At 59.9% G+C, this 15,234-nt stretch carries 12 protein-coding genes and 2 pseudogenes; 6 read left to right on the top strand and 8 right to left on the bottom strand.

Going from position 1 to position 15,234, the window contains the following annotated elements; genetic code table 11:
• The first annotated feature begins 872 nt into the window (after positions 1-872).
• Positions 873-1,994: a beta-ketoacyl-ACP synthase III gene (locus tag F8N96_RS11730; protein ID WP_150797950.1), complete on the top strand. Its 1,122-nt coding sequence runs from the start codon at positions 873-875 to the stop codon at positions 1,992-1,994.
• A 241-nt stretch (positions 1,995-2,235) separates the two neighbouring features.
• Here the strand turns inward: F8N96_RS11730 and F8N96_RS11720 are convergent, their stop codons facing one another.
• On the bottom strand, positions 2,236-3,528 hold the full coding sequence (locus F8N96_RS11720; protein ID WP_150797949.1) for a putative porin: 1,293 nt from the start codon (positions 3,526-3,528) through the stop codon (positions 2,236-2,238).
• A gap of 280 nt (positions 3,529-3,808) precedes the next feature.
• Between F8N96_RS11720 and F8N96_RS11715 the strand changes: the two genes are divergently transcribed.
• Positions 3,809-4,933, top strand: a complete 1,125-nt coding sequence (locus F8N96_RS11715) for a GNAT family N-acetyltransferase (RefSeq protein WP_150797948.1) — start codon at positions 3,809-3,811, stop codon at positions 4,931-4,933.
• Positions 4,934-5,058: 125 nt separating this feature from the next.
• Here F8N96_RS11715 and F8N96_RS11710 read toward each other — a convergent pair whose 3' ends face one another.
• The 4 genes and pseudogenes from F8N96_RS11710 to F8N96_RS11695 all read right to left on the bottom strand — a co-directional run bounded on the left by F8N96_RS11710 (position 5,059) and on the right by F8N96_RS11695 (position 9,276).
• Positions 5,059-6,891, bottom strand: a complete 1,833-nt coding sequence (locus F8N96_RS11710; RefSeq protein WP_150797947.1) for an ABC transporter ATP-binding protein — start codon at positions 6,889-6,891, stop codon at positions 5,059-5,061.
• An 80-nt stretch (positions 6,892-6,971) separates the two neighbouring features.
• A complete protein-coding gene (locus F8N96_RS11705) occupies positions 6,972-7,529 on the bottom strand; it encodes a peptidylprolyl isomerase (protein WP_150797946.1) in 558 nt (185 codons plus the stop codon).
• A 3-nt stretch (positions 7,530-7,532) separates the two neighbouring features.
• Positions 7,533-8,338: pseudogene (locus tag F8N96_RS11700) on the bottom strand (alpha/beta fold hydrolase).
• Positions 8,339-8,352: 14 nt separating this feature from the next.
• The gene (locus F8N96_RS11695; RefSeq protein ID WP_034146184.1) at positions 8,353-9,276 is read right to left on the bottom strand and encodes a LysR family transcriptional regulator; all 924 of its coding nucleotides are present in this window, start codon (positions 9,274-9,276) and stop codon (positions 8,353-8,355) included.
• 48 nt (positions 9,277-9,324) lie between these two features.
• On the opposite strand from F8N96_RS11695, the gene F8N96_RS11690 reads away from it, so the two are divergent.
• From F8N96_RS11690 to F8N96_RS11675, 3 genes are all read left to right on the top strand, one after another.
• Entirely contained in the window at positions 9,325-9,654 is a 330-nt protein-coding gene (locus tag F8N96_RS11690; RefSeq protein WP_150797944.1) for a 3-phosphoglycerate kinase, read from the top strand.
• Positions 9,655-9,828: 174 nt separating this feature from the next.
• Entirely contained in the window at positions 9,829-10,428 is a 600-nt protein-coding gene (locus tag F8N96_RS11685) for an FMN-dependent NADH-azoreductase (RefSeq protein ID WP_150797943.1), read from the top strand.
• A gap of 340 nt (positions 10,429-10,768) precedes the next feature.
• A complete protein-coding gene (locus tag F8N96_RS11675; protein WP_150797941.1) occupies positions 10,769-11,635 on the top strand; it encodes a carboxylate/amino acid/amine transporter in 867 nt (288 codons plus the stop codon).
• Positions 11,636-11,744: 109 nt separating this feature from the next.
• On the opposite strand, the gene F8N96_RS11670 is transcribed toward F8N96_RS11675, so the two are convergent.
• On the bottom strand, positions 11,745-13,043 hold the full coding sequence (locus F8N96_RS11670; protein WP_150797940.1) for a mechanosensitive ion channel family protein: 1,299 nt from the start codon (positions 13,041-13,043) through the stop codon (positions 11,745-11,747).
• 192 nt (positions 13,044-13,235) lie between these two features.
• On the opposite strand from F8N96_RS11670, the gene F8N96_RS11665 reads away from it, so the two are divergent.
• Positions 13,236-14,582 (top strand): DEAD/DEAH box helicase, encoded by a 1,347-nt coding sequence (locus F8N96_RS11665; protein WP_128871778.1) that lies wholly within the window; start codon positions 13,236-13,238, stop codon positions 14,580-14,582.
• Positions 14,583-14,700: 118 nt separating this feature from the next.
• Here F8N96_RS11665 and F8N96_RS11660 read toward each other — a convergent pair whose 3' ends face one another.
• Positions 14,701-14,976, bottom strand: coding sequence for a hypothetical protein (locus F8N96_RS11660; RefSeq protein ID WP_150797939.1), 276 nt, complete (start codon positions 14,974-14,976; stop codon positions 14,701-14,703).
• A 151-nt stretch (positions 14,977-15,127) separates the two neighbouring features.
• Positions 15,128-15,234: pseudogene (locus tag F8N96_RS11655) on the bottom strand (IS110 family transposase); the annotation flags it as partial.

The following is a 15,234-nucleotide window of genomic DNA, read 5'->3' as shown; positions in this document are numbered from 1 at the left end:
CGGCAAGCCGGCTCCTACAGGGATTGGCGTTGACCACTAGCCATCTGCATACCGGAGATCGTGTAGGAGCTGGCTTGCCAGCGAAGGGTGCCTCAAGCCTTGCATCGCCTATGAAGACGCCTTCGCCGGCAAGCCGGCTCCTACAGGGATTGGCGTTGACCACTAGCCATCTGCATACCGGAGATCGTGTAGGAGCTGGCTTGCCAGCGAAGGCGGCCTCCAGTCTTGCAGCGCCTATGAAGACGCCTTCGCCGGCAAGCCGGCTCCTACAGGGATTGGCGTTGACCACTAGCCATCTGCATACCGGAGATCGTGTAGGAGCTGGCTTGCCAGCGAAGGCGGCCTCCAGTCTTGCAGCGCCTATGAAGACGCCTTCGCCGGCAAGCCGGCTCCTACAGGGATTGGCGTTGACCACTAGCCATCTGCATACCGGAGATCGTGTAGGAGCTGGCTTGCCAGCGAAGGCGGCCTCCAGTCTTGCAGCGCCTATGAAGACGCCTTCGCCGGCAAGCCGGCTCCTACAGGGATTGGCGTTGACCACTAGCCATCTGCATACCGGAGATCGTGTAGGAGCTGGCTTGCCAGCGAAGGCGGCCTCCAGTCTTGCAGCGCCTATGAAGACGCCTTCGCCGGCAAGCCGGGCTCCTACAGGTTTTTGCGTGATGCTGCCCGGTTCGCAAAAGGCGCCAAAACCCCAGGTTTATGGCAAACTTCGCGCCTATAAACACCAGTCCCGCAGTTTTTGGCCTTCACGGACCCGGGCGGATCGGAATCAAGCGATGCCAGGTTTGCGTCCGGACCTGGAATAGACCCTTTGCGTGTTGGTACGCCAGTGCCAACGCTTTCTGCCTGAACAGATCAGAGAAACGACCATGCATAACGTCGTCATCAGCGGCACCGGCTTGTACACCCCGGCCAACAGCATTTCCAACGAAGAGCTGGTGCAGTCTTTCAATACTTACGTCGGGCAGTTCAACGCCGATAACGCCGAAGCGATCGCCCGCGGTGAAATCGAAGCGTTGACCGAGTCCAGCGCGGCGTTTATCGAAAAGGCCTCTGGCATCAAAAGCCGCTTTGTCATGGACAAGGACGGCATCCTCGACCCGCAACGCATGGCGCCACGCCTGCCGGAGCGCTCGAATGACGAGTGGTCGGTGCTCTGCCAGATGGCCATCGGCGCCGCCGAGCAAGCCCTGCAGCGTGCGGGCAAGACCGCCGCGGACATCGACGGCGTGATCGTCGCCTGTTCCAACCTGCAGCGCGCCTACCCGGCCATCGCCATCGAAGTCCAGGAAGCGCTGGGCATCCAGGGTTTCGGCTTCGACATGAACGTGGCCTGCTCTTCGGCGACCTTCGGCATTCAGACCGCGACGAACAGCGTGCAACTGGGCCAGGCCCGGGCGATCCTGATGGTCAACCCGGAAGTCTGCACCGGTCACCTGAATTTCCGCGACCGCGACAGCCATTTCATCTTCGGCGACGCCGCCACCGCGGTGATCATCGAACGTGCCGACCTGGCTACCTCCCCGTACCAGTTCGACGTGGTCAGCACCAAGCTGCTGACCAAATTCTCCAACAATATCCGCAACAACTTCGGCTTCCTCAATCGCGCAGCGGAAGAAGCCATCGGTGCCAAGGACAAACTGTTCGTCCAGGAAGGCCGCAAGGTGTTCAAGGACGTCTGCCCGATGGTCGCGGAACTGATCGCCAAACATCTGGAAGAAAACCAGCTCAACGTCACGGACGTGAAGCGTTTCTGGCTGCACCAGGCCAACCTCAGCATGAACCATTTGATCGTCAGGAAACTGCTGGGCCGCGAAGCCACCGAAGAAGAAGCCCCGGTGATTCTCGACACCTACGCCAACACCAGCTCTGCCGGTTCGGTGATTGCCTTTCACAAGCATCAGGATGATCTGGCGGCCGGTTCGCTGGCGGTGCTCAGCTCGTTTGGCGCCGGTTATTCGATTGGCAGCGTGATTCTGCGCAAGCGCTGAATCCGCACCTGTAGGAGCGAGCGGTGCGGCGATCCGACTGCCCGCGAAGAACGATGACGCGGTTTGTCAGCAGGACCGCGGCGAATTCTTCGCGGGCAAGCCTCGCTCCTACAGGGGGAGGTGGCCACAACAAAACAGCCTGGTGTTGCCGGATCGGACGGAGGATGGGGACCGATGCAGCAACGCCAGGCTGTAAAAAGATGCGCCTCGGGCTTCCTTGCCCGAGCCATGTAGCGAGGAATCAGAACTTGGCTTCTGCATCCAGCTGCAGGGTGTTGATTTTCGAATCCCGCAGGGTGGCGTTGGTGTAGTCGGAGTCAGCCATGAAGTACGTCGCGCCGAGGGCGAAGTTCTTGTCGATCTCGTAGCTCACTTTCAACTTGCTGCCGCGCGAACCGGTAAAACCGTTGGCGAAGTCGGAGTCGGTGAAAGCACCGACCACGGCGTTACGTTGAATGTCGCGATAGTTGTAATCCACGCCGAAGCCGTAGAACTTGGTCTTGACGCCGGCCAGCCAGCCCATGTCCTGATCGTTGCTCGCACTGGCGTTGTTGACGATTTGACCGTATAGCGACAGTGGCATTGGCAGACCACCGATGTCGAGCGAACCAAAGCCTTCGTACACTTTGAATTCTTCGCCCGGGCTGTTGCCGTTGATGGCCAGGGAAGCGGTGTCTTCGTCGTTGTCGTAAGCGTAGAGACTGCCACCGAGCGTCATTTTCAGGTTGTCGGTGATAGCAAAGCGTGCGCCCAACTGGCCAGCGTACAGGCGCAGGTCGTGGCGGAACTGCTTGCCTTCGCCGTCGACGTTGTCCTGGAGGGTGTAGTGGCCGGCGCTACCGAACAGCTCGGTCGCGCTGCCAAGCGGGTATTTGTAAGTGACAGCCAAACCTTCCGGGCTGATGTCGCTATCCCAGATGATGTCGCCCATGCTCACCCAGGGTTGCGGCATCTTGCCGCCGATCAAGTGCAAATTCTTGATGGCAGTCGGGTGGTAGTCGACGTAGCCCTGGTCCAGCCAGATATCTTTCTTGGAGAAGTTGCCTTCCAGGCTCTGGTTGGTGGAGCGAGCATCATTGTTGTTGCCAGTGGCGATACGAATGCCGGTGTCCACCTGCGGATTGATTTCGGTGTAGGCACCCAGGCGCGCGCGAATTCGTTGACGATCCTGGTCGCCGGTGTTCGATACGCCATCGTTCTTGACCGTTTCCTGACGGAAACGAACGTCGCCCTTGAACTGGGTCTTGGCCGCCCACGCCAGCTTCTGGTCGAAGGTGCTCAGTTCATTGGTCTTCTTCGCCGTCGCCGCGATTTGTTCGTTGGTCTCTTGCTGAGCCTGACGGGCAATCTGCTGGTCCTTCTGATCCTTGGCCAGTTCGGCCTGCAGTTCAGCGTACTGCGCCTGGGAAATCGAACCGTTGGCCTTGAGCATGTCGAGCAGTTTGGCGTCGACTGCGGCGCTGGCCGGAACACTCATGGCCAGCATCAGGCTACCGCACAGGGCTGCCGCAGTTTTCGTGGAAGCAAGACGCATATCAATCTCCGAAGATGTAAGAGGATGACTGAGCCATCCAGAACACAACCGACCTTGAAGGACGGAAAACAGGGGCCGGGTAGAACCCGACGCTCTAAAAACTGGCGCCAGTATCGCGATGGATTATTACAAAGCAGTGGCAAAGTGATGGCGTCTCGATGACGATCCGAATGCCCTGAACACCCCTTTCCAGAGCATTGCGGTCGGATAGGTCGTGTGGAGCACACCGCGATAGGCGATACTCGCGGGGCTTTCACGCAAAGAAGTGGAGAGGAAGTTGATGCCGTTGCAACGTCTGGAAAATCTGTCCGAAATCGCTGCGCACACCTGGGATGCCCTGGTGCCGGATACTCAGCCGTTTCTGCGCCATGCCTTTCTCAGCGCGCTGGAAGACAGCGGCAGTGTTCGCCCCCATACAGGCTGGCAGTCCGAGCATTTGTTGCACATGGAAAGTGACCGGTTGATCGCCGCGTTGCCCGGTTACCGCAAGTGGCATTCCTACGGCGAATACGTGTTCGATCACGCCTGGGCCGATGCCTGCGAGCGCGCCGGTATCGACTATTACCCCAAACTGTTGAGCGCCGTACCGTTCAGCCCGGTCAGCGGCCCGCGCTTGCTGGCGGCCAGGGTCGAGGACGGTTTCGAGCTGCTGCAAAGCCTTCCCGGCTACCTTGAGATCGAACAGCTCTCAAGTGCTCACATCAATTTCACCGATCCCTTCACCGACGCCGCCTTGGCCGAACAGCCGGGCTGGTTGCAGCGCATCGGCTGTCAGTACCACTGGCAGAATCGCGGCTATCGGGACTTTCAGGATTTCCTCGACGTGCTCAGTTCGCGCAAGCGCAAGCAGATGCGCAAGGAGCGCGAGCAAGTGGCGGGGCAGGGGATTGATTTCGAATGGCTCGAAGGTCGGCAGCTGGATCAGGTGCAGTGGGATTTTGTCTATGCCTGCTACGCCAACACTTACGCAGTGCGGCGGCAACGGCCCTATCTGACCCGAGAGTTCTTCAGTCTGCTGGCCGAACGGATGCCGGAAGCGATTCGCGTGGTGTTGGCCAAACAGGGTTCACGGCCGGTAGCCATGGCGTTCAGCCTGGTGGGGGGCGACAGTTTTTACGGTCGCTACTGGGGGTGCCTGGCGGAGTTTGACCGGCTGCATTTCGAAACCTGCTTCTACCAGGGCATGGACTATGCCATTGCCAATGGCTTCCAGCGTTTCGACGCCGGGGCCCAGGGTGAGCACAAGTTGATTCGCGGTTTCGAGCCGGTGATCACCCATTCCTGGCACTACTTGCGCCATCCCGGCCTGAAGGCTGCGGTCAAGGACTTCCTGCGCCAGGAACGCGCGGGGGTGCTGGCGTATGCCGAGGAAGCGCGGACCGCCTTGCCCTATCGGCAAGTCTGATGGGGGGCAAGATCGTTCCCACGCTCTGCGTGGGAATGCAGCCCGTGACGCTCCGCGTCACTGGACGCGGAGCGTCCCTTGAGTCATTCCCACGCGGAGCGTGGGAACGATCGGTCTTGGGGGGCTCAATCGATCCCGACAAACCCACCCGTCTGGTGCTGCCACAACCGCGCATATAAGCCGCCATGGGCCAGCAGTTCGGCGTGGCTGCCGGTTTCGGCGATCGTGCCTTTTTCCAGCACCACCAGCCGGTCCATCCGGGCAATGGTCGAGAGCCGGTGGGCGATGGCGATCACCGTCTTGCCTTGCATCAGGGTTTCGAGGCTTTCCTGGATCGCCGCTTCGACCTCCGAATCCAGCGCCGAGGTGGCTTCGTCCATGATCAGGATCGGCGCGTCCTTGAGCAGCACCCGGGCAATCGCAATGCGCTGACGCTGGCCGCCGGAGAGTTTCACCCCGCGTTCACCGACATGTGCGTCGAAACCGGTGCGCCCTTCGGAGTCCGACAGCAGCGGGATGAACTCGTCGGCCCGGGCCTTGCGTACCGCTTCCCACAGCTCGGCGTCGGTGGCGTCGGGCTTGCCGTAGAGCAGATTGTCGCGGATCGAGCGGTGCAGCAGCGAGGTGTCCTGGGTGATCATGCCGATACGCTCGCGCAGGCTTTCCTGGCCCACCTCGGCAATGTTCTGGCCGTCGATGAGAATCCGCCCGCCCTGCACGTCATACAGGCGCAGCAGCAGATTGACCAAGGTCGATTTACCGGCGCCGGACGGGCCGATCAGGCCGATTTTCTCACCAGGTTTAATCGTCAGGTTGAGGTCGGCGATGATCCCGCTCTTCTTGCCGTAGTGGAAATCCACCTGTTCGAAACGCACTTCGCCACGGGGGACGAGCAAGGGCTTGGCCTGCTCGCGGTCGGTGACGCTGACCGGCTGGGAAATAGACTGCAAACCGTCCTGGACCATGCCGATGTTTTCGAAAATGCCGGTGACCACCCACATGATCCAGCCGGACATGTTGACGATACGGATCACCAGGCCGGTCGCCAGCGCAATGGCCCCCACGGTGATCAGCGACTGCGTCCACAGCCACAGGGCCAGGGTGGTGGTGCAGACGATCAGCAAGCCGTTCATGCTGGTGATGACCACGTCCATGCTGGTCACCACCCGGCCGGCCAGTTGGGCTTTTTCGGTTTGTTCCTTGATCGCTTCGCGCGCGTATTGCTGCTCGAAGTTGGTGTGGGCGAACAGCTTCAGGGTGGTGATGTTGGTATAGCCATCGACAATCCGCCCCATGAGCTTGGAGCGCGCGTCTGAGGACACCACCGAGCGCTCCTTGACCCGCGGCACGAAGTAATAAAGGGCGCCGATGAAGGCGGCGATCCAGGTCAACAGTGGGATCATCAGGCGCCAGTCGGCCTCGGCGAACAGCACCAGCGAGCTGATCGCATAGATCAGTACATGCCACAGCGCGTCCACCGCTTGCACGGCCGAATCGCGCAGCGAGTTGCCGGTCTGCATGATGCGTTGGGCAATGCGTCCGGCGAAGTCGTTCTGGAAAAAATTCAGGCTCTGCTTGAGCACATAACTGTGGTTCTGCCAGCGGATCAGGCTGGTCATGCTGGGGCTCAGGGTCTGGTGCACCAGCAAATCATGCAGGCCGACGAACACCGGGCGCAGGAACAGCGCAACCACGGCCATCCAGGCCAGTTCGACCCCGTGATCCTTGAAGAAATCGACGTTCGGCGTGCCCTGGGCAAGGTCGATGATCCGGCTCAGGTAACTGAACAAGGCCACTTCGATCAGCGCGCCGAGCAGGCCGACGATCAGCAGCACGGCAAAGCTGGGCCAGACCTGTTTCAAGTAATAGGTATAAAAAGGGAGAACCCGATCCGGTGGAGCGGCCGTCGGTGCATCGCGGAAAATGTCGATCAGTTTCTCGAAACGGCGATAAAGCATCGGTTCTCCGCCCGCGCACGGGCTCTCCTTTGAACAGTGTGAGCGGCGCACTCCGGCAGCCGCTCATTTTGCTGTGTAGCTTAGTCGATGACTTTGGCCGACTTGATGAACACAGGGTCGGCCGGCACATCTTTCATGCCGCCACGGACGGTGGTTGGCGTGTTGACGATGATGTCCACCACGTCCATGCCTTTGACGACTTTACCGAACACGGCATAGCCGTCGCCCTGGTCCAGGAAGTCGTTGTCCTTGACGTTGACGAAGAACTGGCTGGTGGCCGAATCCGGCACGGAAGTACGGGCCATGGACAGCGTGCCACGGACGTTATGCAGGCCGTTTTTCGATTCGTTCTTGATCGGTGCCTTGGTTTCTTTCTGCTGCATCTGTTGAGTGAAACCACCGCCCTGGACCATGAAGCCCGGAATCACACGGTGAAAGATCGTGTTGTTGTAGAAGCCGCTGTTGACGTAATCAAGGAAGTTCTTGGTACTGATCGGCGCCTTGACCGGGTCCAGTTCGATTTCGATCTGGCCGTTGGTGGTTTCCAGCAGCACGTGCGGCGCCTTGGCGGGCGTTGCGGCCATCAGGTTGGCGGCAAACAGAACGGAGCCAGCGACGAGGGCGATTTTTTTCAGCATGGGTCAGTGATCCTGAGTGAGGTGGTGTCGACTGCGGTGAGAAACTCGAGCAGCCTTTGGTTGAATATTTCGGGTTGATCCAGCGGGGTGGCGTGGCGCGAATCGGCGACCACCACCAGCCGCGCATCGGGCAGCAGTTTTACGTACGTCTCTTTCAGCGATACCGGTGTGTAGTCACGGTCGGCGCTGACGATGAGGGTTGGACAGGTCACCCTGGAAAGTCGTTCCTGAACCCCCCAGCCAACGATCGCATCGAAGCTGGCGAGATAAGCACGCTTGTCGTTTTTTGCCCAGCGCTCGGCCATTTTTTGCCGTAATTGAGCCTGCTCGGGTTTAGGGAACAGCTTGGCGCCCAGGGCTGTGCCGATGGCGCCCAGGCTGAGCACGCGCATCAGGCTCCAGCGCTTGAACCACCACCAGTACTCGTTGCGGCTGCGCAGCTTGACCTCGGGCGCACTGTTGACGATGCACAGGCTCTTGAGCAGCTGTGGCTGGTCCACCGCCAGTTGAAAGCCGATCATGCCACCCATGGACAGGCCGACATAATGCACCGGGCCGAGGTTCAAATGTTCGATCAGCGCAACCAGATCGGCACTGAACCCGGCGATGCTGTAGCGCTCGCGGGGTTTATCGGAGCGACCGTGGCCGCGCACATCCGGGACGATCACCCGGTAGCGCGTCGACAAGGCCGGGATCTGCTGTTCCCAGTCCAGGGTGCTCGAACCCAGCCCGTGGACCAGCAGCAACGGCGCGCCGTGGCCATATTCCTCATAGTGCAGGTTACAACCTTCATGTTCGAAATAGGCCATGTTCACACTCCGTGTCAGGCTTGTTCAGGGGCGGCGAAAGGCGCATCCAGCGGCGCGGTATCAAAGGTGCGCAGCAATTCGATGAGGATCTGTGTCGCCGGGCCCAGGGGTTTGTCCTTGTTCGAATACAGGTAGAAGCTCGGATTACGGCTGCCACCCTGATCCAAAGGTAGCAGCTTGAGCGTACCTTCCTTGAGTTCCCGTTCGATCATGTGCCGGGGCAACCAGGCAAAACCCAGGCCGCTGCTGACAAAAGTCGCCGCGGTGGCCAGGCTGCCGACGGTCCAGCGCTGCTCGGCGCCGAGCCAGCCGACATCCCGTGGCTGCTGGCGACCGGAGTCGCGAATGACCACTTGCATCTGGCTTTCCAAGTCCTGGAAATTCAGTTCGCGATTGAGGCGGTGCAGGGGATGGTCGGGGTGGGCGACCGCGACGAATTCGACGTCGCTCAATTCCGCGCCCAGGTAACCGGGAATGCTGAAACCGGTGATGGCCAGATCGGCCACACCCTCGAGCAATACCTCCTCCACGCCGGACAATACTTCTTCGCGCAGACGCACCCGGCAGCCACGGCTTTGCGGCATGAACGCGGTCAAGGCGCGCACGAGACGGGCGCTCGGGTACGCGGCGTCGACCACCAGTCGCACTTCCGCTTCCCAGCCTTGTTCCATGTGGTGGGCCAGGTCTTCGAGCTGACTGGCCTGTTTCACCAGCTGCCGGGAACGGCGCAGCAACACACCGCCGGCTTCGGTCAGCACCGCTTTGCGGCCGTCGATGCGCAGCAGCGGGACGCCGAGTTGGTCCTGCATGCGTGCCACGGTGTAGCTGACCGACGATTGCGAGCGGTGCAGCGCTTCGGCGGCCTGGGCGAAACCGCCGTGGTCGACCACGGCCTGTAGCGTTCGCCATTGATCAAGGGTCACGCGGGGCGCTTTCATGAACAGCTCCTCTTGTCTAAGCTGGCAGTCCTTAATGGAGACTGCTGAATGAAAAAGCTTTGTGGTGTGATGTCGGGTTGTGCAGTGCTGGCGCTGCTGCCGCTGACGGCGTTGGCCTATCCGATCGATGTGCAAAAACAGCTGAACGGCTTGAGCATCGACTACAACGCGTACGACACCGACAACGACATCGCTTCCATTCAGGTCAATAACTACGGCACTACCGATGCGATCTGCAAGGTGGTTTTCAACAATGGCCCGGAAGCGCCGCGCACCCGCAAGATCGAAGTACCTGCCGGCAAACACACCAATGCCACCGCCAAGTTCACCCGCACCATCATCAAGATGCGCATCAACCTGAGTTGCACCCCGAAATAGCATCGATACCTCCTGTGGGAGCGAGCCACACTGGCTTGTTCCCACAGGGGGTATCCAGCTTATAAACGAATTTATTGATGGGTTATAGCAGTTATTTGCGCTTTTTCATCGATATGGTTCTGTTTAACCTTCACTCCATCGACCTACAACATTCTCAGATGGAGGCTACAGCCCATGTCCCAAGTTCTGATCATCGAAAGCAGTGCCCGTCAGCAAGACTCGGTTTCCCGTCAACTGACCCAGACGTTCATCAGCCAGTGGCAAGCCGCTCACCCCGACGACCAGATCACCGTGCGTGACCTGGCCGCCAACCCGGTGCCGCATCTGGACATCAACCTGTTGGGTGGCTGGATGAAACCCGCCGAACAGCGCAGCGACATCGAACAGGCTTCGCTGGAACGCTCCAACCAATTGACTGACGAACTGCTGGCCGCCGACGTGCTGGTCATGGCAGCGCCCATGTACAACTTCGCAATCCCGAGCACCCTCAAGGCCTGGCTCGACCATGTATTGCGTGCCGGTGTGACCTTCAAGTACACCGAGACCGGCCCGCAAGGCTTGCTCAGCGGCAAGCGCGCCTACGTGCTGACGGCTCGCGGCGGGATCTATGCCGGCGGCCCGGCGGATCACCAGGAACCCTACCTGCGCCAGGTCATGGGTTTCATCGGGATTCACGACGTGACCTTCATTCACGCCGAAGGCATGAACCTGGGCGGTGACTTCCAGGAGAAAGGGCTGAACCAGGCCAACGCCAAGCTTTCCCTGGTCGCCTGAGGTGTTAATCGCCAGATAATCGCTGGATGTTCTAGTGACCTGGCGCAACCCTCAAGCCTGTACGCGCATCGAACCTCCCTTTGCACTTGTTGCTCCTGAGTGCGGTAGCCCGATTGAACGCTTTAGCGAGATCGGGCTTTTTTTTTGCCCACAATTTTGTGGGCACAAACCCAAACCCCTGTAGGAGCTGGCTTGCCAGCGAAGGCGGCCTGGAGAGCGCTGCAAGACTTGAGGGCCCCTTCGCTGGCAAGCCAGCTCCTACAGGGGTTTGTATTGCCTGACGAGTCGCAGTCAAGGGCAAAACCCGCTATCGTCGCCGCCATCCAAAAACGAGGCGAGCATGGGCTATCTACTTTTTGTCACGCTGATCCAGGCGTTTTCCTTCAGCCTGATCGGCGAATACCTGGCCGGACATGTCGACAGTTACTTCGCGGTACTGGTGCGAGTCGTGCTCGCCGGTCTGGTATTTATCCCGCTGACGCGCTGGCGCTCGGTGGAACCGGCGTTCATGCGCGGCATGCTGTTGATCGGCGCCTTGCAGTTCGGCGTGACATACGTGTGCCTGTACCTGAGCTTTCGGGTGCTGACGGTGCCGGAAGTGTTGCTGTTCACCATTCTCACGCCATTGCACGTGACCCTGATCGAAGACGCCCTGAACCGGCGCTTCAATCCCTGGGCCTTGATCGCGGCACTGGTTGCGGTGGCGGGCGCGGCGGTGATCCGCTTTGACCGGATCAACCCGGACTTCTTCATGGGCTTTTTGCTTCTGCAACTGGCCAACTTCACCTACGCCGCCGGGCAGGTGCTCTACAAGCATCTGGTAGCCCGTCACCCAAGCGACCTGCCGCACTACCGGCGCTTCGGTTACTTCTACCTCGGCGCATTGGCGGTGGCATTGCCGGCGTTCCTGTTGTTCGGCAAACAGAACTTCCTGCCTGAAGCACCGCTGCAATGGGGCGTGCTGCTATTCCTCGGCCTGGTCTCGACGGCGTTAGGGTTGTACTGGTGGAACAAGGGCGCGTGCCTGGTGAATGGCGGGACGCTGGCGGTGATGAACAATTTGCACGTGCCGGTGGGGTTGCTGATCAATTTGCTGATCTGGAATCAGGATGAGGAGCTGGGGCGGTTGTTCCTGGGCGGGTCGGTGATTCTCGCGGCGGTGTGGATCAGTCGGCTGGGTATACGCAAACCTGTGGCCGTACACTGAACCCTGTGGGAGCGAGGCTTGCCCGCGAAGGCGGTGTGTCAGTCAGGCGATTGGTGTCTGACACACCGCCTTCGCGGGCAAGCCTCGCTCCTACGGGGGGTATGTAGTCTTACATGACGTGCTTTTCAGGCTGGGGAATGTGGCTCGTGCCGAGTACCGCCGGCAACAACCCGGCCCTTAGATCCCCACCACTGGGCTGCTGATACAGACTCAAGCCAAACTCCGGCAGCACCGCCAGCAGATAATCGAAAATATCCCCCTGGATCCGCTCGTAATCGGCCCACGCCGTGGTGCGGGTGAAACAATAGATTTCCAGCGGAATGCCCTGGGCAGTGGTCTGCATCTGGCGAACCATGCACGTCATGTTCGGCTGGATTTCCGGGTGGCTCTTCAGATAGGCCAGGGCATAGGCGCGGAAGGTCCCGATATTGGTCATCCGCCGCCGGTTGGCCGACATCGCCGCGACGTTGCCCTGGGCTTCGTTCCAGGCCTTGAGTTCGGCCTGTTTGCGGCTGATGTAATCAGTCAGCAGATGGACCTGGGCCAGCTTCTGCTCTTCGTCGTCGCGAATGAAGCGCACGCCGCTGGCATCGATGAACAGGCTGCGCTTGATCCGGCGTCCACCGGACTGCTGCATGCCGCGCCAGTTCTTGAACGACTCGGACATCAGGCGCCATGTCGGGATCGAAACGATTGTCTTGTCGAAATTCTGCACCTTCACCGTGTGCAGGGTGATGTCCACTACATCGCCATCGGCGCCGACCTGCGGCATCTCGATCCAGTCGCCGACCCGCAGCATGTCGTTGCTGGTCAGCTGTACGCTGGCGACGAATGACAGCAGGGTGTCCTTGTAGACCAGCAGAATCACCGCCGACATGGCGCCCAGCCCCGACAGCAGCAACAGTGGCGAACGGTCGATCAGGGTGGCGACGATGATGATCGCACCGAACACGTACAAGACCATTTTCGCCAGTTGCACGTATCCTTTGATCGAGCGGGTGCGGGCGTGTTCGGTGCGGGCATAGATGTCCAGCAGGGCGCTGAGCAGGGCGCTGATGGCCAGCACCAGGAACAGGATGGTGAACGCCAGCGCCACGTTGCCGAGAAAGGTCAGGCTGGTCTTGCCCAGCTCAGGCACCAGGTGCAGACCGAACTGGATCACCAGCGACGGCGTCATCTGCGCCAGGCGGTGAAACACCTTGTTATGACGAAAGTCGTTGATCCAGTGCAGCGCCGGCTGGCGGCCAAGCAATTTGGTCGCGTGGAGAATGAGGTAGCGCGCCACTCGTCCGAGGACCAGCGCAATCACCAGCAATATCATCAGCGCCAGGCTGGAATGCAGGAGCGGGTGCTGATCGAGGGCACCCCAAAGGTCTTGGACATTGAGCCAGAGCTGTTTGATATCCATGGGCAAAACGTATCTTCTGTAGAATGCGACGGGGCGATTAGAGCATTTAACACGCTTTGGATGACGCTTGAGGACAACAGGTGCAACAAAAAAACCATTGTTTCGCGCCGTTTGTATAAAGAAACTCGGCCTTCGCGCTCGAAACCGTTACCCTATGCAGCTGTTTTTTTGTATTTCTTCGAGGTAGCACCCGTGTTTTCCCAATTCGCCCTGCACGAACGCCTGCTCAAAGCCGTGGCCGAGCTAAAATTTGTCGAGCCAACGCCTGTGCAAGCAGCGGCTATTCCGCTGGCGCTCCAAGGGCGTGACCTGCGGGTGACAGCGCAAACCGGTAGCGGCAAAACCGCCGCCTTCGTTTTGCCGATCCTCAACCGCTTGATCGGCCCGGCGAAAGTCCGCGTCAGCATCAAGACCCTGATCCTGCTGCCGACCCGCGAGCTGGCCCAGCAGACCATCAAGGAAGTCGAGCGCTTCGCCCAGTACACCTTCATCAAGTCCGGCCTGATCACCGGCGGTGAGGACTTCAAGGTCCAGGCCGCGATGCTGCGCAAGGTGCCGGACATCCTGATCGGTACGCCGGGGCGGATGATCGAGCAACTGAACGCCGGCAACCTCGACTTGAAAGAAGTTGAAGTACTGGTGCTCGACGAAGCCGACCGCATGCTCGACATGGGCTTTGCCGAAGATGTGCAGCGTCTGGTGCAAGAGTGCACCAACCGCCAGCAGACCATGCTGTTCTCCGCCACCACCGGTGGTTCGGGCCTGCGCGAGATGGTCGCCAAGGTGCTGAACGATCCTGAACACCTGCAGCTGAACAACGTCAGCGATCTGAACGCGACCACCCGTCAGCAGATCATCACCGCCGACCACAACCAGCACAAAGAGCAGATCGTGAACTGGCTGCTGGCCAACGAGACCTATCAGAAGGCCATCGTGTTCACCAACACCCGGGCCATGGCCGACCGTATCTACGGCCGCCTGGTGGCGCAGGACTACAAAGCGTTCGTGCTGCACGGTGACAAGGACCAGAAAGACCGCAAGCTGGCCATCGACCGCCTGAAGCAGGGCGGGGTGAAAATCCTCGTCGCCACCGACGTCGCCGCTCGTGGCCTGGACGTTGACGGCCTGGACCTGGTGATCAACTTCGACATGCCGCGCAGCGGCGACGAGTACGTGCACCGCATCGGTCGTACCGGCCGCGCCGGCAACGACGGCCTGGCCATCTCGCTGATCTGCCATGGCGACTGGAACCTGATGTCGAGCGTCGAGCGCTACCTCAAGCAGAGCTTCGAGCGCCGCACCATCAAGGAAGTCAAAGGCACCTACGGCGGACCGAAAAAGGTCAAGGCCTCGGGCAAAGCCGTGGGCGTGAAGAAGAAAAAGGTCGACGCCAAGGGCGACAAGAAGAAAACCGGCGCCAAGGCTCCGACCAAGCGCAAGATCGCCAACCGCCCGAAGACCGACGCCCTGTCGCTGGTCAGCAAGGACGGCATGGCGCCGCTCAAGCGCCGCAAGCCGGAAGCGCCGGCTGCCGAGTAAGGCGCCATAGCGATCCAATAAAAACCCGGACAGCGTCCGGGTTTTTTATGCTTGGAAATCTGTTTGGCCTTTTAACATCAAAAGATCGCAGCCTCGTTGCACGTCTTTGATCGTGCCTTCAACCCTCAGCTTTCTTCTCAGCCGTTCCCAGTTCTTTCAATCGCTGGTCGATCAACTGGCACTTGTCGGGCAAATCCTTGCTGGCGGTGCCCAGGTCCATCTTTTGCAGTTCGTCGTTGATCTCCTTGGCTTTGGTTGGATTCTGCTCAGTGAGCTTGGTGATTTCCCTGGCCAGTTGTTCGCGCTTGGCCGTGGCTTCTTCGGGTGTGCAAGCCCAAACGGGAAGAGCGCAGGCGAAAGTGGCGACCAGGGTGAGTTTCAACAGGGTTTTCATAGGGCGAGCCTCAGTTCCGGTTAAGGCGGGTTATCCGGTTGAGGGTTCGAGCATGGAAAAGTTCAGCGACGGAAGCGCTCAATTGCAGATTGCCCCTTTCAAGCTGAACTATTAAGAGCGCCGCTGGCAGCTGTAGATACCGTCTTGAACCTCACCGGGCAAGCGCAAGTTTCGGGTCGTAGGGTTGGCCCGACTTGAGCACACCGTAAACGAAGTGCAGCAGCTTGCGCATCGCCGCACAGATAATCTGCTTGGGGG

The sequence above is a fragment of the Pseudomonas fluorescens genome, from assembly GCF_902497855.1.
Lineage (GTDB): Bacteria > Pseudomonadota > Gammaproteobacteria > Pseudomonadales > Pseudomonadaceae > Aquipseudomonas > Aquipseudomonas fluorescens_BI.
This window is presented reverse-complemented; position numbering and strand designations above follow the sequence as displayed.